Source organism: Streptomyces sp. NPDC004629 (genome assembly GCF_042873595.1).
Classification (GTDB): domain Bacteria; phylum Actinomycetota; class Actinomycetes; order Streptomycetales; family Streptomycetaceae; genus Streptomyces.
The window spans coordinates 69,627-89,398 of sequence record NZ_JBIALO010000015.1 but is presented as its reverse complement, the minus strand read 5'-3'; the positions used below and the strand labels follow the sequence as shown (position 1 = coordinate 89,398).

The 19,772-nt window shown below is 72.4% G+C and carries 17 protein-coding genes; 12 read left to right on the top strand and 5 right to left on the bottom strand.

Going from position 1 to position 19,772, the window contains the following annotated elements; translation table 11 throughout:
- Positions 1-68 precede the first annotated feature (68 nt).
- From ACFYTE_RS23485 to ACFYTE_RS23470, 4 genes are all read left to right on the top strand, one after another.
- The gene (locus tag ACFYTE_RS23485; RefSeq protein ID WP_388713629.1) at positions 69-2,951 is read left to right on the top strand and encodes a GNAT family N-acetyltransferase; all 2,883 of its coding nucleotides are present in this window, start codon (positions 69-71) and stop codon (positions 2,949-2,951) included.
- Positions 2,952-3,336: 385 nt separating this feature from the next.
- Complete coding sequence (locus ACFYTE_RS23480) at positions 3,337-3,933, top strand: DUF5998 family protein (protein WP_388713626.1); 597 nt, start codon at positions 3,337-3,339, stop codon at positions 3,931-3,933.
- Positions 3,933-5,132, top strand: coding sequence for an alkaline phosphatase family protein (locus ACFYTE_RS23475; RefSeq protein WP_388713623.1), 1,200 nt, complete (start codon positions 3,933-3,935; stop codon positions 5,130-5,132). Before ACFYTE_RS23480 ends, ACFYTE_RS23475 begins: the two co-directional genes overlap by 1 nt.
- A gap of 99 nt (positions 5,133-5,231) precedes the next feature.
- Positions 5,232-5,879: a thymidine kinase gene (locus ACFYTE_RS23470; RefSeq protein WP_388713620.1), complete on the top strand. Its 648-nt coding sequence runs from the start codon at positions 5,232-5,234 to the stop codon at positions 5,877-5,879.
- A gap of 539 nt (positions 5,880-6,418) precedes the next feature.
- Here ACFYTE_RS23470 and ACFYTE_RS23465 read toward each other — a convergent pair.
- Entirely contained in the window at positions 6,419-7,219 is an 801-nt protein-coding gene (locus tag ACFYTE_RS23465) for a VOC family protein (protein WP_388713617.1), read from the bottom strand.
- 319 nt (positions 7,220-7,538) lie between these two features.
- Between ACFYTE_RS23465 and ACFYTE_RS23460 the strand changes: the two genes are divergently transcribed.
- On the top strand, positions 7,539-8,390 hold the full coding sequence (locus tag ACFYTE_RS23460) for a sulfurtransferase (protein WP_388713614.1): 852 nt from the start codon (positions 7,539-7,541) through the stop codon (positions 8,388-8,390).
- A gap of 77 nt (positions 8,391-8,467) precedes the next feature.
- On the opposite strand, the gene sepH is transcribed toward ACFYTE_RS23460, so the two are convergent.
- On the bottom strand, positions 8,468-9,499 hold the full coding sequence (gene sepH, locus ACFYTE_RS23455) for a septation protein SepH (protein WP_388713611.1): 1,032 nt from the start codon (positions 9,497-9,499) through the stop codon (positions 8,468-8,470).
- A 472-nt stretch (positions 9,500-9,971) separates the two neighbouring features.
- On the opposite strand from sepH, the gene ACFYTE_RS23450 reads away from it, so the two are divergent.
- Positions 9,972-10,778, top strand: coding sequence for a hypothetical protein (locus ACFYTE_RS23450; protein WP_388713608.1), 807 nt, complete (start codon positions 9,972-9,974; stop codon positions 10,776-10,778).
- Here ACFYTE_RS23450 and ACFYTE_RS23445 read toward each other — a convergent pair.
- Together ACFYTE_RS23445 and ACFYTE_RS23440 are read right to left on the bottom strand one after the other, a co-directional pair.
- Entirely contained in the window at positions 10,702-12,021 is a 1,320-nt protein-coding gene (locus ACFYTE_RS23445; protein ID WP_388713605.1) for a D-arabinono-1,4-lactone oxidase, read from the bottom strand. The two genes, ACFYTE_RS23450 and ACFYTE_RS23445, sit on opposite strands and share 77 nt — an antisense overlap.
- On the bottom strand, positions 11,981-13,219 hold the full coding sequence (locus ACFYTE_RS23440) for an MFS transporter (RefSeq protein WP_388713602.1): 1,239 nt from the start codon (positions 13,217-13,219) through the stop codon (positions 11,981-11,983). The genes ACFYTE_RS23445 and ACFYTE_RS23440 overlap by 41 nt, the downstream gene beginning before the upstream one ends.
- Positions 13,220-13,426: 207 nt before the next feature.
- Between ACFYTE_RS23440 and ACFYTE_RS23435 the strand changes: the two genes are divergently transcribed.
- Together ACFYTE_RS23435 and ACFYTE_RS23430 are read left to right on the top strand one after the other, a co-directional pair.
- Positions 13,427-14,554: a ferrochelatase gene (locus ACFYTE_RS23435; RefSeq protein WP_388713599.1), complete on the top strand. Its 1,128-nt coding sequence runs from the start codon at positions 13,427-13,429 to the stop codon at positions 14,552-14,554.
- Between the two features lie 95 nt (positions 14,555-14,649).
- Positions 14,650-15,441, top strand: coding sequence for an inositol monophosphatase family protein (locus ACFYTE_RS23430; RefSeq protein ID WP_388713890.1), 792 nt, complete (start codon positions 14,650-14,652; stop codon positions 15,439-15,441).
- A 75-nt stretch (positions 15,442-15,516) separates the two neighbouring features.
- Here the strand turns inward: ACFYTE_RS23430 and ACFYTE_RS23425 are convergent, their stop codons facing one another.
- On the bottom strand, positions 15,517-15,690 hold the full coding sequence (locus ACFYTE_RS23425) for a hypothetical protein (RefSeq protein WP_351737074.1): 174 nt from the start codon (positions 15,688-15,690) through the stop codon (positions 15,517-15,519).
- Between the two features lie 414 nt (positions 15,691-16,104).
- Between ACFYTE_RS23425 and ACFYTE_RS23420 the strand changes: the two genes are divergently transcribed.
- The 4 genes from ACFYTE_RS23420 to ACFYTE_RS23405 all read left to right on the top strand — a co-directional run bounded on the left by ACFYTE_RS23420 (position 16,105) and on the right by ACFYTE_RS23405 (position 19,753).
- Positions 16,105-16,758 (top strand): response regulator transcription factor, encoded by a 654-nt coding sequence (locus tag ACFYTE_RS23420; RefSeq protein WP_007387794.1) that lies wholly within the window; start codon positions 16,105-16,107, stop codon positions 16,756-16,758.
- A 6-nt stretch (positions 16,759-16,764) separates the two neighbouring features.
- On the top strand, positions 16,765-18,012 hold the full coding sequence (locus ACFYTE_RS23415; RefSeq protein WP_388713595.1) for a sensor histidine kinase: 1,248 nt from the start codon (positions 16,765-16,767) through the stop codon (positions 18,010-18,012).
- Positions 18,013-18,483: 471 nt separating this feature from the next.
- Entirely contained in the window at positions 18,484-18,780 is a 297-nt protein-coding gene (locus ACFYTE_RS23410; protein ID WP_351348258.1) for a DUF4193 domain-containing protein, read from the top strand.
- 13 nt (positions 18,781-18,793) lie between these two features.
- Positions 18,794-19,753: a hypothetical protein gene (locus ACFYTE_RS23405; RefSeq protein ID WP_388713591.1), complete on the top strand. Its 960-nt coding sequence runs from the start codon at positions 18,794-18,796 to the stop codon at positions 19,751-19,753.
- Positions 19,754-19,772: the final 19 nt, after the last annotated feature.

Sequence of the window (19,772 nt, the reverse complement as noted above, 5' to 3'; positions counted from 1 at the left end):
TCGGTCCGACTCCATCCCCCACAGACTGCCTTGCGACGTTGTCATTGGCGAGCCGTACTCTGGGGCCCATGCAGAACCCGGCGGACCGGCAGGACCGGCACGAGTACCCCGCCCACTGGGAGGCGGACGTGGTACTGCGCGACGGCGGCACCGCGCGCATCCGGCCCATCACCGTTGATGACGCCGACCGCCTGGTCAGCTTCTACGAGCAGGTCTCCAACGAGTCGAAGTACTACCGCTTCTTCGCGCCGTACCCCCGCCTGTCCGCCAAGGACGTCCACCGCTTCACGCACCACGACTTCGTGGACCGGGTGGGGCTCGCGGCCACCATCGGCGGCGAGTTCATCGCCACCGTACGCTACGACCGCATCGGCGCCGACGGCGCGCCCGCCGCCGGCCCCGCGGACGAGGCCGAGGTCGCCTTCCTGGTGCAGGACGCGCACCAGGGACGCGGCGTCGCCTCCGCCCTGCTGGAGCACATCGCCGCCGTCGCCCGCGAACGCGGCATCCGTCGCTTCGCCGCCGAGGTGCTGCCGGCCAACACCAAGATGATCAAGGTGTTCACGGACGCCGGCTACACGCAGAAGCGCAGCTTCGAGGACGGCGTCGTACGCCTGGAGTTGGATCTGGAACCCACCGACCGCTCGCTCGCCGTGCAGCGCGCGCGGGAGCAGCGCGCCGAGGCGCGGTCGGTGCGCCGGCTGCTCGCACCCCGCTCCGTCGCGGTCCTCGGCGTGGGCCGCACGCCCGGCGGCGTCGGCCGCGGCGTCCTCGGCAACATCCGGGACGCCGGATTCACCGGAAGCCTGTACGCCGTCAACACGGCCTTCCCCGAGGAGCTGCAGCAGGTCGACGGCGTACCCGCGTACCGATCGGTCCGGGACATCGCGGACCCCGTGGACCTCGCGGTCGTCGCCGTCCCGGCCGAACAGGTCACCGAGGCGGTCACCGACTGCGGCGAACACGGCGTGCAGGGCCTCGTGGTGCTCTCCGCCGGATACGCGGAGAGCGGGCCCGAGGGGCGCGAGCGGCAGCGCGCCCTCGTCCGGCACGCGCGCACGTACGGCATGCGGCTCGTCGGGCCGAACGCCTTCGGAGTCATCAACACCTCTCCCGAGGTGCGGCTCAACGCCTCGCTCGCGCCCGAGCTGCCGCGCCCCGGACGGATCGGCCTGTTCGCCCAGTCCGGGGCGATCGGCATCGCCCTGCTGTCCCGGCTGCACCGGCGCGGCGGAGGCGTCACCGGCGTCACGGGCGTGTCCACCTTCGTGTCGTCGGGCAACCGCGCGGACGTCTCCGGCAACGACCTCATCCAGTACTGGTACGACGACCCCGACACCGATGTCGTCCTCATGTACCTGGAGACCATCGGCAACCCGCGCAAGTTCACCCGGCTGGCGCGCCGGACGGCCGTGGCCAAGCCGCTGGTCGTGGTGCAGGGCGCCGGAACCGCGCCCCAGGGCCACGCGGTCCGGGCCACCCGGCTGCCGCGCGCGACCGTGTCCGCGCTGCTGCGGCAGGCGGGAGTCGTCCGGGTCGACACGATCACCGAACTGGTCGACACGGGACTCCTCCTCGCGCGCCAGCCGCTGCCCGCCGGACCCCGGGTGGCGATCCTCGGGAACTCCGAGTCGCTGGGGCTGCTCACCTACGACCGGTGCCTGGCCGAGGGACTGCGCCCGGAGCGGCCGCTGGACCTGACGACCGGGGCCACGGCGCAGGACTTCCACCGGGCGCTGTCCCGGGCGCTCGCGGACGACACCTGTGACGCGGTCGTCGTCACAGCCCTCCCGGCGATCAGGGAGGGCCCGCCCGGGGACGCCGAGCTGGCCGAGGCCCTGCGGTCCGCAGCCGCGGCGGCGCCCGCGAAGCCCGTGCTCGTCGTGCACGTCGAACTCGGCGGGCTCGCCGAGGCGTTGTCGGCGGCGGCCGGCACGGCACCGCAGGCCGGGCCGCACACCCCCGCGGACGAGGTACGGACCACCCCCGCGGACGAGGTACGGACCACCCCGCCGGCCCCGGCCCAGGAGCCGCCCGCCGCGCCGCGGGACCGGGAGAGCACCGCACCCGAAGCGCCGCGCGAGCGCTCCCGCCTGATTCCCGCCTACCCGGCGGCCGAACGGGCCGTGCGGGCGCTGGCGGAAGCCGTCAAGTACGCGCAGTGGCGGCGCGAGGCGGCCGAGCCCGGGAAAGTGCCCGAGTACGAGGACATCGACGAGAAGGGGGCCGCCGAGCTGATCGACGGCCTGCTCACGCGCGGACAGGGCCTCACGCTCGACAAGGAGCAGACCCGCGAACTGCTCGGACGGTACGGCATTCACGTGCGCCGCGCGCTCTCCGCCCCCACCCCCGACGCCGCCGCCGAGGCCGCCCGCTCCCTCGGCTACCCGGTCGCCCTCAAGGCGACCGCGCCGCACCTGCGGCACCGCGCCGACCTGGGCGGCGTACGCCTCGACCTGGCCGACGAGGAGCAACTGCGCCGCGCCTACACCGAGTTGACCGAGCTGTTCGGGAAGCCCGCCGAACTCCGCCCGGTGGTACAGGCGATGGCACCCCGGGGTGTCGACACCGTCGTACGGGCCGTGATCGACCCGGCGGCCGGGGCCGCGCTCTCCTTCGGACTGGCCGGGGCCGCCTCGCAACTGCTCGGCGACACGGCGCACCGGCTGATCCCGGTGACCGACCGGGACGCGACCTCACTCGTGCGCGCCATCCGGACCGCACCGCTGCTGTTCGGCTGGCGCGGCTCCGCGCCGGTCGACACGCCCGCGCTGGAGGAGTTGCTGCTGCGTGTCTCCCGGCTGGTCGACGACCACCCCGAGGTGGTGGCGGTCACCCTGGAGCCGGTGGTCGTCGCCCCGCACGGGCTGAGCGTCCTCGACGCCACGGTGGGGCTCGCGCCCCCGCCGGCTCGCGACGACCTCGGTCCCCGGACACTCCCCGCATACTGATGCGAACCCGCCCGCGCGCCGACTCCACGCCCCGGCCCTGGCACGCCCGGCCCCCCGGTCCGGCCCTCGCCCGCCCGGAGCCGCCCTGGCGGTTCGGCCCTCGCGCCCGCCCGGAGCCGCCCTGGCCGACCGGCTTTCCGGTGTTCGGGGCCGCCGCGCCGGTTCGGCCCTCGCGCCCGGGGTCGGACGATGGAGCGCGACGACCGCCCCACCGACACCGGCGCCCGGCTGCCCCGCCGGTTCGGCCCTCGTGCTCGGAGCCGTCCCGGTGGGGCGGCTTTCCCGTGTTCGGGGCCGTCCTGCCGGACCGGTCCTTCGGTGCCCTGAGCCGACCGCCCGGACGGTGCTGCCGACCGGGGCGGAGCCGGTGAGCCCACGGACTAGGATGGACGCCATGGCCAAGACCAGTACGACGACCCAGGGGCTGCGTGCGGCGATCGAGCGCAGCGGCTACTACCCGGCCCTCGTGGCCGAGGCGGTGGAGGCCGCTGTGGGCGGCGAGCCCATGCGGTCGTACCTGGTCCACCAGGAGACGACGTTCGACCAGAACGAGGTCCGCCGGCATGTGACCGTGCTGGTCCTCACCGGCACCCGCTTCATCGTCAGCCACACCGACGAGCAGGCCGCCGACAGCACCTCCCCGACGCCGTACGCCACCACCTCCACGGAGTCCGTGAAGCTCGGCCGGATCTCGTCCGTGGTGGTCAGCCGCGTGGTCGCCAACCCGGAGCAGTACACGCCGGGCACGCCGCCCCGCGAGGTCGTGCTGACCATCGGCTGGGGCGCCGTGTCCCGCATCGACCTGGAGCCCGCCGCCTGCGGCGACCCGAACTGCGAGGCCGACCACGGCTATACGGGCAGTTCGACGGCGGACGACCTCAGCCTGCGCGTCAGCGAGGCCGGGGACGGCCCGGAGACGGTGCGCCAGGCGCTCGCCTTCGCCCAGGCCATCTCCGAGGCGACCGCGGACATCGCGCGCTGATGGTGCAGACCGCAGCCTGGGACGCGCACCCGGAACCGCTCGCCCTCGACACCGCGCCGCTGCCCCGCTACGGCAGCGGCTCGCTCGCCGACCTGCTGCCCACCCTGGCCGCCGGGATGGCCGTACCGGGCATGACCGCGGCGATCCCGGAGCTGACCGCCGCCGACCGCAACTGTGTCTTCCTGATCGACGGGCTCGGCTGGGAGCAACTGGCCGCCCATCCCGCCGAGGCGCCCTTCCTGACCTCGCTGCTCGGCAGCTCACGCGGCGGCACCGGCCGCCCGATCACCAGCGGCTACCCGGCGACCACCGCGACCTCCCTCGCCTCCGTCGGCACCGGCCTGCCGCCGGGCGCGCACGGCCTGCCCGGCTACACCGTGCGCAACCCGGCCACCGGCGAGCTGATGAACCAGCTGCGCTGGCAGCCGTGGACGCCGCCGGCCGACTGGCAGCCGTACCCCACCGTCTTCCAGCTCGCCCACGACGCGGGCGTGCACGCCGCCCAGGTCTCCTCCCCGGCCTTCGAGAGCACCCCGCTCACCAAGGTCGCGCTCAGCGGCGGCACGTTCCACGGGCGGCTCAGCGGCGAGGACCGCATGGACCTCGCGGCCGAGCAACTGGCCGCCGCCGACCGGGCCCTGGTGTACACGTACTACGCCGAACTGGACGGTGCGGGGCACCGCTACGGCGTCGCCTCCGACACCTGGCGCGGCCAGCTCATGTACGTCGACCGGCTCGTCCAGCGCCTCGCCGAGCAACTGCCGCCGCGCAGCGCGCTCTACGTCACCGCCGACCACGGCATGATCGACGTGCCCTTCGACGAAGAGCACCGCATCGACTTCGACGAGGACTGGGAGCTGCGGGCCGGCGTCGCCCTGCTGGGCGGCGAGGGGCGCGCGCGGCACGTCTACGCGCTGCCGGGTGCCGAGGACGACGTCCTGACGTGCTGGCGCGAGGTGCTCGGGGAGCGGTTCTGGGTGGCCTCGCGGGACGAGGCGATCGCCGCGGGCTGGTTCGGGCCGCCCGGCGCGTGCGACGACCGGGTGTACGCGCGCCTGGGCGACGTGCTGGCGGCGGCGCACGACGACGTGCTGATCATCGCCTCCGAGCGGGAGCCGAAGGAGTCGGCGATGGTCGGCAACCACGGTTCGATGACCCCTGCCGAGCAGCTGGTCCCGCTGCTCGAAGTACGCTCCTGACGCCCCGCCCCTTGGGCCCACACGCCGTCGTCCACCGCACCCTCCAGCACCGTTCAGCACCGCCCTGTGCCGCCCTCGTCGAAAGGTCCTCGACTCCCCATGCCCGAGCTGGTGTTCTTCTCCGGGACTATGGATTGCGGCAAAAGTACTTTGGCGCTCCAAATCGGACATAATCGTTCGGCTCGGGGGCTCAAGGGTGTCATCTTCACCCGCGACGACCGGGCCGGTGAGGGGAAGCTGTCCTCGCGGCTGGGTCTGGTGACGGAGGCTGTCGAGGCGGCCGAGGGCATGGACATGTACGCCTACCTCGTCGACCAGTTGTCCCGGGGCGGCAAGGCCGATTACGTGATCGTGGACGAGGCGCAGTTCCTCGCACCGGAACAGATCGATCAACTGGCGCGGGTCGTGGACGATCTCGGGCTCGATGTCTTCGCCTTCGGTATCACCACGGACTTCCGTACCAAGCTGTTCCCGGGTTCGCAGCGGCTGATCGAACTGGCCGACCGGATCGAGACGCTCCAGGTCGAGGCGCTGTGCTGGTGCGGAGCCAGGGCGACGCACAACGCGCGCACGGTGGGCGGCGAGATGGTGGTCGAGGGCGCACAGGTGGTCATCGGCGATGTGAACCGTCCCGAGGCGGAGACCGGGTACGAGGTCCTGTGCCGCCGCCATCACCTCCGCCGCATGACCGCGGCGACCACCCGAGCCGGTGCGCTGTCTCCCGATGTCCTGCCCGTGACCTCGTGATCGTCGGGCATCCTTTCCCCTCCTCGGGGTGATGCCACTGAATGCGGTAGGCCCTCGCCGGCCGGGTCGAGGTAGGTGCGCGGCACCGTGGCTCGGGCGCGGGGGAGCCGGACGGCGGTGGCATCCGCGGCGATTCGGTCCCTGGCTTCCGGCCAGGCGCCGACCCGCCGGGAGTTCGCCATCGGCGTGGCGGGGCTCGGTGCCGGCGGCTGGGCGATCGGTGCGCGGGCGCGGTTTCTCGGTCGTCGCCGGCGGGCGGCGTTCTCCACGATGCCTCGCGCCGACGGCGGCGTGGTCGAGGCCGACCACCGGCATCCGCCGGACGCCGGGGGCGGTGTGCTGTCCTTCAACGGCCTCGGCATGCCGCACGAACAGTGGGCCTGGGTGCGCGAGCACCTGCCCGAGGAGACCTCACGGCGTATCACGCCCGGCCGCGCACCTGGGCGACCGCGTACCGCGAGTACGACGAGCGCGACGGCGTGGGGCGCGTGGGCCACGCACCGCGCCCGCACCGCTGGCGGCGCACCGGCTTCGGGAGGTCAGTGCGGGCTCTGGATCACCCAGAACCTGGCCCCCTCGGGGTCCGCCACGGCGGCCACCCGCCCGTGGTCGCTGTCGTGGGCGGGCTTGCGCACCTGGCCGCCGAGTTCGACGATCCGGTGCAGCGTCGCGTCCGTGTCGGCCACTTCGAAGTACGTACGCCAGTGCGGGCCGCGGTCCCGCGGCAGCCCGTGCCCCATGCCGTGCACACCGGCCACCGGGCGGCCGTCGATGTCCAGGGTGATGTAGTCGAAGTCGGCGGCGACGACCGGCTCCTGTCCGTAACCGAACACCGTCGTGTAGAACTTGACGACGCTCGCGGTCTCGAAGGTGACGAGTTCGTTCCAGGCCGGGGTGCCGGGCACCCCGGTGACGGCCGCACCGAGGTGGGCGCCGCCCTGCCAGATCCCGAACACGGCCCCCGACGGGTCGGAGGCGATCGCCATCCGCCCGGCGTCGGCCGCGTCCAGCGGGCCCACCCCCACCGTGCCGCCGCACAGCCGTACCGTTTCGGCAGTGCGGTCCGCGTCGTCCGAGGCGAGGTAGGGGGTCCAGGCGACGGGCAGCGGCCGGTCCGGCGGCAGCTGGCCGATCCCGGCCACCTCCCGCCCGTCGAGCAGGGCCCGCACATAGGGACCGAGCTGCTGCGGTCCGGGCCGGAACTCCCAGCCGAACAGCGCCCCGTAGAACTCCTCCGTCGCCGGCAGCGCGCGCACCATGAGACTCACCCAGCACGGCGTGCCGGGCGTGCGCCGGCGCATGCCGCCGTTGGGACCGGCCGATCCCCGTGACTCGGTCATCGTCACCCTCTCCCCGGCCCCTCGCGGTGGCCGTGTCGCTTCCGCTCCGCGGAACCGGTGCGCCGCGGCGGCGTGCACGCCCCGTGCCGCCGCTCGCACCTGCGTGGCGGCACGCACGCGGCCACGCAGGCGTCCGGCGGCACAGCGCCGCGAGCTTGCCGGGTCCGCCGTATACCCCACCCGTTTCCCGACGATCGCCGGGCGTCCCACCGCCGCACAGCATGTGCCCGGTCCCGTACGCGAGGTGACCGAGCCCGTCCGGCGGAGCAGAGTAGTCGGACCTGGACGATGCGGCCACCCCTGGCGTATGGATGGGGCCATGGAAGCCATCATCACCGCATCCCGACTCGCGCACGACCTGACCGCGGACGCCCCGCCCGTGCTGCTCGACATCCGCTGGCAGTTGAGCATGGCCGCGGCGAGCGGCGCACCGGCCTTCGACGGCCGGGCCGAGTACGCGGCCGGGCACATCCCGGGCGCGGCCTTCGTCGACCTCGACCGGGAACTGGCCTCGGCCCCCGGGAAGCGCGGCCGGCATCCGCTGCCCGACCTGGCCGAGTTCGGCGCCGCGATGCGCCGGGCAGGCGTGTCGGCGGACCGGCCGGTCGTCGTGTACGACGGCGGCCAGGGCTGGGCGGCGGCCCGCACCTGGTGGCTGCTGCACTGGACGGGTCACCCGGACGTAAGAGTCCTGGACGGTGGGCTCGCCGCCTGGGAGGGCCCGCTGTCGACCGAGACGCCCGAGCCGGCCGAGGGCGACTTCCGGCCGGTGCCGCGGGAGACGGGACTGCTCGACGCGGCCGGGGCCGCCGCGCTGGCCCGCTCCGGGGTGCTGCTCGACGCCCGCGCGGGGGAGCGGTACCGGGGTGACGTGGAGCCGATCGACCCCGTCGGCGGGCACATCCCGGGTGCCCTGTCGGCGCCGACGAACGAGAACGTGGGCCCGGACGGGCGGTTCCTGTCCGCGGACGAGCTGAAGGCCCGGTTCGCCTCCCTCGGCGCCCTGGACGGGACGCAGGTCGGCGTGTACTGCGGCTCCGGTGTCTCGGCGGCCCACCAGGTGCTGGCCCTCGCGGTCGCGGGCATCCCGGCGGCGCTGTACGTGGGTTCGTGGTCCGAGTGGTCCGCGGATCCGTCCCGGCCGGTCGCCGTGGGACCCGACCCTCAGTGACGGCCTGAAGAAGCCCGACAGCCCAAGGAGGGGGGCCCGGAAGTCCGGGCCCCCCTCCTCATGGGTCGTACGACCTGTTACTCCTGCTTCTTGCGGCGCGTGCCGAAGACGATCTCGTCCCAGCTGGGGACCGCCGCCCGGCGGCCCGGGCGGACGCCGTCGGCCTCGGCCTGGCGGTCGGTGGCCCCGACGAGACGGTCGCGGTGGCTGCCGACCGAGCGCGGCATGAGGACGTCCGCGTAGGCGGAACCGGCCGAGGCCGCCGGGGCGGGAGGCTCCTCCGCGGCGGGTTCGGCGACGGGCTCCTCCGCGGGCTCCGCGGGGCGTTCCGGCACCACCATGTCGCCCCGGAAGCTCGGCACCGCCTCCAGCAGGCTGGTCAGCGAGTCGCGCTCGCCCGTGCTCTCCTCGGCGGGCTCGGACGCATGGGCCGGCAGGCTCGGCCGCTCCCGGTCGAGGGAACGGTCCAGCGGGCGGTCCCGCGGCAGGCGGGCGATGCGCGGCACGAACGGAAAACTCGGCTCCGGAACGGCGAGATCGTCGGACTCGCCGATCAGCGAGCGCGCCTCGTCGTCGACGGCCTGGACGAGCCGCCGCGGCGGGTCGTACGTCCAGCTCGCCGAGTGCGGCTCGCTCGCCACCCGGTAGACCAGCAGCACCTCCCAGGTGCCGTCGTCGCGGCGCCACGAGTCCCACTGCACGGTGTCCTTCTCGGCACCGCGCAGCAGCAGCCGCTCCTGGACGGCCTCGCCGAGCAGCGGGCCGGAGTTTTCGCCGGGGCGGCGGACCGGGGTCTTGCGGGCCCGCTCCGCCATGAAGGCGCGCTCCGCGAGTACGGGGCCCTCGAACCGGCGTACGCGGTCGACGGGGATGCCGGCGAGTTGCGCGACCTCTTCCGCCGTCGCGCCTGCCCGTATCCGCGCCTGGATGTCGCGGGGGCGGAGGTGGCTCTCCACCTCGATCTCGATCTGGCCGAGGCGCGGACGGTCGCCGCGCACGGCGGCGCGCAGCCGTTCGTCGATCGGAAGCGTGTACTCCGTGGAGTCGGCAGCCTTGAGCACCAGCCGTGTGCCGTCATTGGAGACGGCCACGACACGCAGTTCGGGCATGGGAACCTCCCGGGTGGTGCCTGCCGACGTCACCTGCGTCGCTGCTTCCGCTAGTCGAGTGTGGCCTGCCCGGGTGCAGCCTGCCACAACCTTGCCGAGTTGCCCGGCGTGTCGGGCACAGGCCCTGGATCGCCGTTATGGCACGGTTACCTATTCGCAACGCTAAGTGACCAACTCCGTCACCCTGTGCAACTAGCCCCCCTCCCGGCGGTCCAACAAGGCCCCGGACACCCTGGCGGGAGGCCGGACCCAGGGCTCGCAACAGTACTCCATTTGGACCACGTGCGTGGATTGGCGCGCCGTCCAACTTCTGCCAAGTAGAGGGAGCCGGTCGTCCCCAACCTGGATTTCACGGGCCTGACCGTGGCGAACTTCACGCAATCCACAGAAACGGAACTATCGGTTTCGCCCGTACGTCACCTTCTCGTGCAGTCGGTCGATCACGTACGCGAAAGGCAGGAAGGGTCCGGTGATGCACGAAAGGCCCGATACCGGTGGTGAGTCGAGCGGCCGGGACGAGGGCGGAGAACCGCGGCGCAGGCACATCGACCTGAGCGTCCCCCAGGTCGCGGGCAGCGCCGTGGCCGCCGTCGTGGCCGCCAAACTCGCCTCCTACTTCGGCGTCTACGGCACCATCCTCGGGGCCGGCGTCGTCAGCGTCGTGGCCACCTGCGGAGGCAGCCTCTTCCAGCACTTCTTCTCGCGGACCGGCGAACAGATCCGCGGCGCGGCGGTCGCCGCCAAGCCCGAGGAGCAAGCCCCGCCGGCGCCCGGCCAGTTCACCGAGGGCACGGTCTACCGCGCGCGGATCCGCGGCCGGCGGCGCCCGGTGCTCGCCGCCGCCCTCGTGTTCGGACTCGCCCTGGCCGGCATCACGACGTACGAACTGGTCTCCGGCCACAGCTTCGGCGGCGGTACGGGAACGACGGTCAGCGACGCGGTCCGCGGCTCGACGTCATCGAAGTCCCGTGGCGACTTCCCACCCTCGTCCCCGGCGACGCCCGCCTCGCCCGACGCGCCCGCCTCGCCCTCGTCGTACTCGTCACCCTCGGCCACCCACCCGGCGGGCACCGGCGGTTCGCCGGGGAGCGACGGAGCCACGGCCGGCGGCCCGACGCCCGCACCGAGCGGCTCCCCGCAGCGGCAGCAGGACGGCCGGACGGACCCGGCACCTGCGGCCACCCCCACGCCCAGCGGCTCCGCTACGGACCCAGCACCCTCCGCAAGTGGTCGTTCTGGAACCGCCGTTCCGGATCCAGCCGGTCCCGCAACGCCGTGAACTCACCGAAGCGCGGATAGGCCCCGGCGAAGTAGGCGGCGTCCCGGGTGTGCACCTTGCCCCAGTGCGGACGGCCCTCATGCGCGGTGAAGATCCGCTCGGCGGCGGTGAAGTACGCCTGGTACGGCGTGCCCCGGAACATGTGGACGGCGATGTACGCGCTGTCCCGGCCCGAGGCGGTGGACAGGGTGATGTCGTCGGCCGGGGCCGTGCGCACCTCGACCGGGAAGCTGATCCTGAGGCCGGAGCGGTCGACCATCGACTTCAGTTCGCGCAGCGTGTCCACCAGGGCCGCCCGCGGAACGGCGTACTCCATCTCCACGAACCGCACCCGGCGCGGGGATGTGAAGACCCTGTAGGGAATGTCCGTGTAGACGCGCGCGGACAGCGCCCTGCTGGAGATCCGGGCGATGGCGGGGACGGTCGCGGGCGCCGCCCGGCCGACCCACTGGGCCACCTGGAACACCCCGTTGGAGAGGAACTCGTCCTCGAACCAGCCCGCCACCTGCCCCACCGGCCGCTCCGGGCCCGCACTGCGGTTGTTGCGCTTGGTGTTGGTGTTGCCGGTGTGCGGAAACCAGTAGAACTCGAAGTGCTCGTTCTCCGCCCAGAGTTGATCGAATTCGGCGAGCACCCGGTCGAGCGGCATCGGCTCCTCGCGGGCCGTCAGCAGGAAGACCGGCTCCACGGCGAAGGTGATCGCGGTGACGACGCCGAGGGCGCCCAGACCGATCCGGGCGGCCGCGAAGACCTCCGGGTTCTCCTTCTCGGAGCAGGAGAGCACCGATCCGTCCGCCGTGACCAGTTCAAGTCCCTTGATCTGGGCGGCTATGGAGGCGGAGTCCCGGCCGGTGCCGTGGGTGCCGGTGCCGGTGGCCCCGGAGACGGTCTGCTCCATGATGTCGCCCATGTTGGTGAGCGACAGCCCCTCGCGCGCGAGAGCCATGTTGAGCCTCTTGAGGGGGGTGCCCGCCTCAACGGTGACGGTCATGGCGTCCCGGTCGATCCCGCGGATGCCGGTCAACAGTTGAGGGCGGATCAACACACCGTCGGTGGCGGCGACGGCGGTGAAGGAGTGCCCGGTACCGACCGCCTTGACCCGCAGGCCGTCCTCGGCGGCCTGCCGCACGGCCGACGCCAGCTCCTCCACCGAGGCCGGCGTCACCTCACGCGTGGGGCGGGCGACGACATTGCCTCCCCAGTTACGCCACGTGCCGTTCTTTCCGCTCGCTGTGCTGCTCAACGACGCCTCCCCGACCCGTGGCCGGCCTGCAGAGCCGGCGGTACCCGAGGAAACCGACCACGACCGCGACGGCCCCGGACACGGCCGGAACCCCGTACCCGGCGCGCGCACCGGCCGTGTCGATCACCCAGCCGGCCACGGAGGAGCCGAGCGCGACCCCGACCGCGAGGCCGGTGCTCACCCAGGTCATGCCCTCGGTGAGCTTCGCGCGAGGTACGTGCTCTTCGATGAGGGACATCGTCGTGATCATCGTCGGCGCGATGGACAGGCCCGCAACGAACAGCGCCACGGCCAGAAGCGGCAGGTTTCCGACCAGTAGGAGGGGGATCATACTCACGGCCATCGTGCATACGCCCAGCAGCCACCGGCGTTCCGCCGCCCCGGAGAAGCGCAGCAGGCCGAACACCACCCCGGCCACGCAGGAGCCCGCCGCGTACACCGCAAGGACCACGCTCGCGGCGCCCTTGTGGCCGCGCTCGTCGGCGAAGGCGACCGTGACCACGTCGACCGCCCCGAAGATCGCTCCCGTGGCGACGAACGTGGCCACCAGCACCTGGAGGCCGGGCGCGCGCAGGGCGCTGCCGCCGCCATGGTGCCCGCGCGGGTGCGGCTCGGGCTCGGTGGCGCGCTGGGCGGTCAGCCAGAAGACGCCCGCGGCCAGGAAGCAGGCGGCCAGCAGCGGCCCCGCCTCCGGGAACCAGGCGGTGGACAGGCCGATGGAGATGATCGGCCCGAAGATGAAGCAGACCTCGTCGATCACCGACTCGAACGAGTAGGCGGTGTGCAACTGCGGGGTGCCCCGGTACAGGGCCGCCCACCGGGCCCGGATCATCGCGCCCAGGCTGGGCACCGAGCCGATCCCGGCGGCGCACACGAACAACACCCACTCCGGCCACGAGAAGTACGCGGCACACAGCAGCCCGGCGGACGCGACGAGCGCGACCAGGGTCGCGGGGCGCAGCACCCGGCGCTGCCCGTACTGGTCGACCAGCCGGGAGATCTGCGGACCGATCGCCGCGGCCGACAGCGCGATGGTGGCCGACAGCGCGCCCGCGAGCCCGTACCGCCCGGTCAGCTGGGAGACCATCGTGACCACGCCGATGCCCATCATCGACAGCGGCATCCGGCCGAGGAGGCCCGCGGCGGAGAACGCCTTGGTGCCGGGCGCGGCGAACAGGGCGCGGTAGGGGCTGGGCACAGGGGTCTCCGGAGTACGGTGCGGCGGGCGGCCCGGCCGACGGCGGGTACGGGACACGCGTCGGCTCGGTAAGGCGTGAAGACAACTGATACAGCTTACGAGTTAGGTCACCCTAATGCACCTGGGAATGCGCGGGAAATCCGCCCCGAACCGCACTCGTCACCCCGCTGTTTCCCGGCCGTCAGTGCCGGGTGGCAGGATCGAGACATGCCAGACGCGCTCGATGCCAGCCCCTACGACGCCCTGCTCCTGCTCTCCTTCGGCGGCCCCGAAGGCCCGGACGACGTGGTCCCGTTCCTGGAGAACGTGACACGGGGCCGGGGCATCCCCAAGGAACGCCTCAAGGAAGTCGGCCGGCACTACTTCCTGTTCGGCGGGGTCAGCCCCATCAACGACCAGAACCGCGCCCTGCTCGCCGCCCTGCGCAAGGACTTCGCCGAGCACGGCCTCGACCTGCCGGTCTACTGGGGCAACCGCAACTGGGCGCCGTATCTGACGGACACCCTGCGCGGACTGGTCGCCGACGGCCACCGCCGCGTCCTGGTCCTCGCCACCAGCGCCTACGCCTCCTACTCGGGTTGCAGGCAGTACCGCGAGAACCTGGCCGACGCGCTGGCCGCCCTCCAGGCGGACGGCCTCGACCTGCCGAGGATCGACAAGCTGCGGCACTACTTCAACCACCCCGGCTTCGTCGAGCCCATGATCGACGGCGTGCTGGACGCCCTCGCCGACCTCCCCGAGGACGTCCGCGACGGCGCCCACATCGCCTTCACCACCCACTCCATCCCGGCCTCCGCCGCCGACACCTCGGGCCCCGAGGAGGCCCACGGCGAGGGCGGCGCCTACGTCGAGCAGCACCTGGACGTGGCCCAGCTGATCGCCGACGCCGTCCGTGAACGCACCGGCGTGGACCACCCGTGGCGGCTGGTCTACCAGTCCCGCTCCGGCGCCCCGCACATCCCGTGGCTGGAGCCCGACATCTGCGATCACCTGGAGGAGCGGCACGCCGCCGGGGTGCCCGCCGTCGTCATGGCCCCCATCGGCTTCGTCTCCGACCACATGGAGGTCCGCTACGACCTCGACACGGAGGCGAAGGCCAAGGCGGAGGAACTGGGCCTGCCGGTGCGCCGGTCGGCCACGGTCGGCGCCGACCCGCGGTTCGCCGCCGCGATCCGCGATCTGGTCCTGGAGCGCGCCGCCGCGGAGAGCGGGCGGGGCGGCACGCGCTGTGCCCTCGGCGCGCTCGGCGCGAGCCATGACGTCTGCCCGGTCGGCTGCTGCCCGGCCCGCGCCCCCAAGCCGGCCGCCGCGGGCGCCGACAGCCCCTACGCATGAGGAGCCCCGTGACCGAGACCCTGTTTCCGGAGCACCCGGAGCACCCGGAGCACCCGGAGCACCCGGAGCACCCGGAGCACCCGGCGTACCCGGACCTGCTCGCACTCGCCCGGGAGGCCGCCCGCCGCGCCGGCGAGCTGCTGCGGGACGGCCGCCCGGCCGACCTCGCGGTGGCGCGGACCAAGTCCAGCCCGATCGACGTCGTCACCGAGATGGACATAGCGGCCGAGAAGCTGATCACCGACCTGATCGCCGACCACCGCCCGGACGACGGTTTCCTCGGCGAGGAGGGCGCCTCCAGCGAGGGCACCAGCGGCATCCGCTGGGTGATCGACCCGCTCGACGGCACGGTGAACTACCTGTACGGGCTGCCGACCTGGGCCGTGTCCATCGCGGCCGAACAGGACGGCGAGACCGTCGTCGGCGTGGTGGCCGCCCCGATGCGCGGTGAGACATACCACGCGGTGCGCGGCGGCGGTGCCTGGGCGACCGGTGCCTGGGAGGGCGAGCGCGCGCTGTCCTGCCGCCCGTCGCCGCCCCTGGAGCAGGCCCTGGTGTCGACCGGCTTCAACTACGTGACGGAGGTCCGCACCCACCAGGCCGAGGTGGCCGCCCGGCTGATCCCGCTGCTGCGCGACATCCGGCGTGGGGGCTCGGCCGCGGTCGACCTGTGCGACCTGGCCGCGGGCCGCCTGGACGGCTACTACGAGCGCGGGCTGAACGCGTGGGACGTGGCCGCGGGCGACCTGATCGCCCGGGAAGCGGGCGCCCTGACCGGCGGACGCCCCGGAGAGCGTCCCTCCCGCGATCTGGCGGTCGCGGCCACCCCCGGCGTCTTCGAGCCCCTCCAGCGCCTCCTGGAAGACTTCGGAGCCTGGCACGACTGAACACCACGGCACCCTCGGACACGACAGAACCCCGGCGCTGGATTCGCCGGGGTTCTGTCGCTGCGCCATGGGCTGTCAGACGCTGGTCGCGCCGACCTCCACACCGTGTTCGGCGGCGAGGCGGCGCAGGTCGTCGAGCTCGGCCTGCTCCACCTCTACGAGGAAGTCGTCGCCCTCGTCGCGAGCCCGGGACAGGTCGGACTCGGTCGCCTTTATGCGCTGCAGAAGTCCTGCGGTGAATGCGTCCATGCTGCGCCCCCTCGTCCTGGGTCGTGGGTCGGTGGCACGGGGGTGTGCCGTTCGGAAGGGGCGATCACGTCTCCTGCAGGTGCCCAGCGCTGCCCGTGCTGGGCGGCGACGGTGCCGGACACCCACGCCCGCTCTGCGGGAAGCGGACCGCGACGTACCACATGGTGGTACGGCACATGCAGAGCGTGATCGCGGGGTGTAAAGCCGTCCTCCCCCCACTCCCTTCCACGGAAACCTCAACCGCGGGAGAAAATCTGGCATTCCCGCTCCAGCGCCCCGTTCCGTCCGGTCCGGGCACCCGTCTTACAGCCGACTTATGGCCGAAAAGGGCAGGATGGAGTCACACCCCACGAGGATCCCCACCCGTGCGCCCACGGTTGCGCTACGCGGGTGGACACAGGAAGGACATACGACGTGCGCGTACTCGTCGTCGAGGACGAGCAACTGCTCGCGGATGCGGTGGCCACCGGGCTGCGCCGGGAGGCCATGGCCGTCGACGTCGTGTACGACGGTGCGGCGGCCCTGGAGCGCATCGGCGTCAACGACTACGACGTGGTCGTCCTCGACCGCGACCTCCCGCTCGTGCACGGCGACGACGTCTGCCGCAGGATCGTCGAGCTGGGCATGCCCACGCGCGTGCTGATGCTCACCGCGTCCGGCGATGTCAGCGACCGTGTCGAGGGCCTGGAGATCGGCGCCGACGACTATCTGCCCAAGCCCTTCGCGTTCAGCGAGTTGATCGCACGCGTGCGTGCCCTCGGCCGGCGCACCAGCGTGCCCCTGCCGCCCGTCCTGGAGCGGGCCGGGATCAAGCTCGATCCGAACCGCCGCGAGGTCTTCCGGGACGGCAAGGAGGTCCAGCTCGCGCCGAAGGAGTTCGCCGTGCTGGAGGTGCTGATGCGCAGCGAGGGTGCCGTGGTCTCCGCCGAGCAGCTCCTGGAGAAGGCCTGGGACGAGAACACGGACCCGTTCACCAACGTGGTGCGGGTGACGGTCATGACTCTGCGCCGCAAGCTGGGCGAGCCGCCCGTCATCGTGACCGTCCCCGGCTCCGGCTATCGGATCTGATGCATCGTGGCCACGACACCCGCGCCCCCGCAGGCGCCCCCGAAGCCCACCTGGGATCCGCGCAGACCCCAGCCGTCGTACCCCTGGCTGCGCCCGACCATCCGGATACGTCTGACGCTGCTGTACGGCGGCATGTTCCTGATCGCCGGCATCCTGCTGCTGTCGATCATCTACCTGCTGGCCGCGCAGGCGATCAACACGGGCAACCAGCCGCTGTTCAAGATCGTCAGCTTCTCGGGGCTGAAGGTCTCCAGCGAGGACTGCCCGGCGATCAACACCGCCAGCCTGCCGCTGTCCGACTTCAACGAGGCGATCAGCCAGTGCGTCGATCACCAGCGCCAGGTCGCCCTGGACAATCTGCTCAGCCGCTCGCTGCTGGCCCTGCTGGGCCTCGCCGTGATCGCCTTCGCGTTCGGTTACGCGATGGCCGGCCGCGTGCTGTCGCCGCTCGGCCGGATCACCCGCACCGCGCGCGCGGTGGCGGGCTCGGACCTGTCCCGGCGGATCGAGCTGGACGGCCCGGACGACGAGCTGAAGGAGCTGGCCGACACCTTCGACGACATGCTGGAGCGATTGCAGCGGGCGTTCACGGCCCAGCAGCGCTTCGTCGGGAACGCCTCGCACGAGCTGCGCACCCCGCTGGCGATCAACCGCACGCTCCTGGAAGTGCAGTTGTCCGACCCGAACGCGCCGGTGGAGCTGCAACAGCTGGGCAAGACGCTGCTGGCCACCAACGAGCGCAGCGAGCAGCTCGTTGAGGGGTTGCTGCTGCTCGCCCGCAGCGACAACCAGATCGTCGAGCGCAAGCCCGTGGACCTCGCCGAGGTCGCCTCCCAGGCCATCGACCAGGTGCATGCGGAGGCGGAGGCCAAGGGCGTGCGGATCACGGGCGAGTGCGGGCCCGCGGTGGTCCAGGGCAACGGCGTCCTGCTGGAGCGGATCGCCCTGAACCTGGTGCAGAATGCCGTGCGGTACAACGTTCCCGAGGGCGGCTGGGTCGAGGTCACCACCGACGTCCAGCACGGCCAGGCGGTGCTGTCCGTCTCCAACACCGGCCCGGTGGTGCCGGCGTACGAGATCGACAACCTCTTCGAGCCGTTCAGGAGGCTCCGTACGGAGCGCACGGGCAGTGACAAGGGGGTCGGCCTCGGCCTGTCCATCGTCCGGTCCGTGACGCGCGCGCACGGCGGTCACATCTCGGCACAACCGCGTGAGGGGGGCGGGCTCGTGATGCGGGTCACTCTGCCGATGTGATGCGATCTCGATGGGGATCTCGGCGTGGATCGTGTGGATCTCGACGTGGAACCCGGCCGCAGAGCGGTCGATCTTGATCGAGTGGCCGACACACGCGGGGGATGTTCGCTTTGCGCGGAATTTTCAGGTGGGTCGACGGGGCTTCGCCTGTGTGATCGATCACATGGGCGGATTTCCAGCCATCTACGCTCCGTGATCACAAACCGAGGTGGAAAGCCGGAAAAGTCCTGGTTTTCAAGGGTCTTGATCACGGGAAGTACTCGGTGAGACGCCTTTGAGGTGCGGCATCCGGACCGTGTACGGTCCCCATCGCCATCCAAGCCGATCACTCTTGAGGAGTCCGGTTGGGTGTCGATTGAGTAACAGACCTTGATGTGAGGCAAAATCTCCGCCTCGGGTCGGGCACAAGTCCGGCCTCTCACGCGTTACGTGCGCTGGAGACACCGCAGACACCCAGAGGGGGAGAGCGACATGGCAACCGATTACGACACTCCACGCAAGACCGACGACGACGTCGACTCGGACAGCCTTGAAGAACTGAAGGCCCGGCGGAACGACAAGTCCACCGCCGCCGTTGACGTCGACGAGTTCGAGGCCGCGGAAGGCCTGGAGCTGCCCGGCGCCGACCTCTCGAACGAGGAACTGGCGGTCCGGGTGCTGCCCAAGCAGCAGGACGAGTTCACATGCATGAGCTGCTTCCTGGTGCACCACCGCAGCCAGCTGGCCCGCGAGAAGAACGGTCAGCCGATCTGCCGCGACTGCGACTGAGAGTGGGTCGGCCGTGACTGGCTCGACCCCTCCTCGGAAGCGCCGCTTCCCCCTGCGGGGAGCGGACCATGGGCCGCGGGACGGCTCGCACGGCGCGCGTGACGTCGAGCGGGGCTCATCCGGTGCGGGAGCCTCGCTCGAACCGGCGGCCGACCGGGGTGACCGCCCGGCGCCGACGGACCAGCCGGCGACCGTCGCACCGACGGAGGCGGCCCCCGGTCGAACGCGGCGCACAGCATGGGAAAGGACCGTGGTCGTCCGTGGCAGGGCCCGGGACCTGGCCCGGGACGGCGCCCGCATCGGTGGCAGCCGTGCCAGGGCGGGCCTGGCGTACCTCGCCGACCGGATCATCGACATGGCCCCGCGGATCCCCGTGCGGGACCTCGCGACGCTGCGCCGGCAGTTCCCGGGCCTCGGGCCCGAGCAGATCGCGGACAAGCTCGTGGCGGGCGCGGCCCATGGAACCTCGACCATCGGGGCCGGGGTCGGTGCGGCGGCGATGCTCCCGGTGCCGCCCGCGATGCCGACCGAACTGGCCGCGGAGATCACCGGAGTCGCGGCGATCGAGCTGAAACTGATCGCCGAACTGCACGAGGTCTACGGCCTGCGGCCGCCGGGCGGCCTGATGGCCCGCAGCACCGCGTATCTGTCCTCCTGGTCGGGGGAGCGCGGGATCGACGTGATGAAGCCGTCGACGATCAACACGGCCCTCGGGGGCCCCCTGAAGCGCGAACTGCGCCAGCAGATCATGAAGCGGATGGTGCGGGACCTGCCGAACCTGATGCCGTTCATGGTCGGAGCCGCCGTCGGGGCGGTCATGAACCGGCGGGACACCAAGAAGCTGGCCGCGCGGATCCGCGCCGATCTGCGCAAGATCCAGGTTCCCTGGGACGAACTGCCCGAACTGCCCCCGCTGGAACCTCCCGCCGAACCGCTGACACCGGGGGACATCGCCGGCGGACCGGGGCGCTGACGCAGCGCCCCTCCGTCCT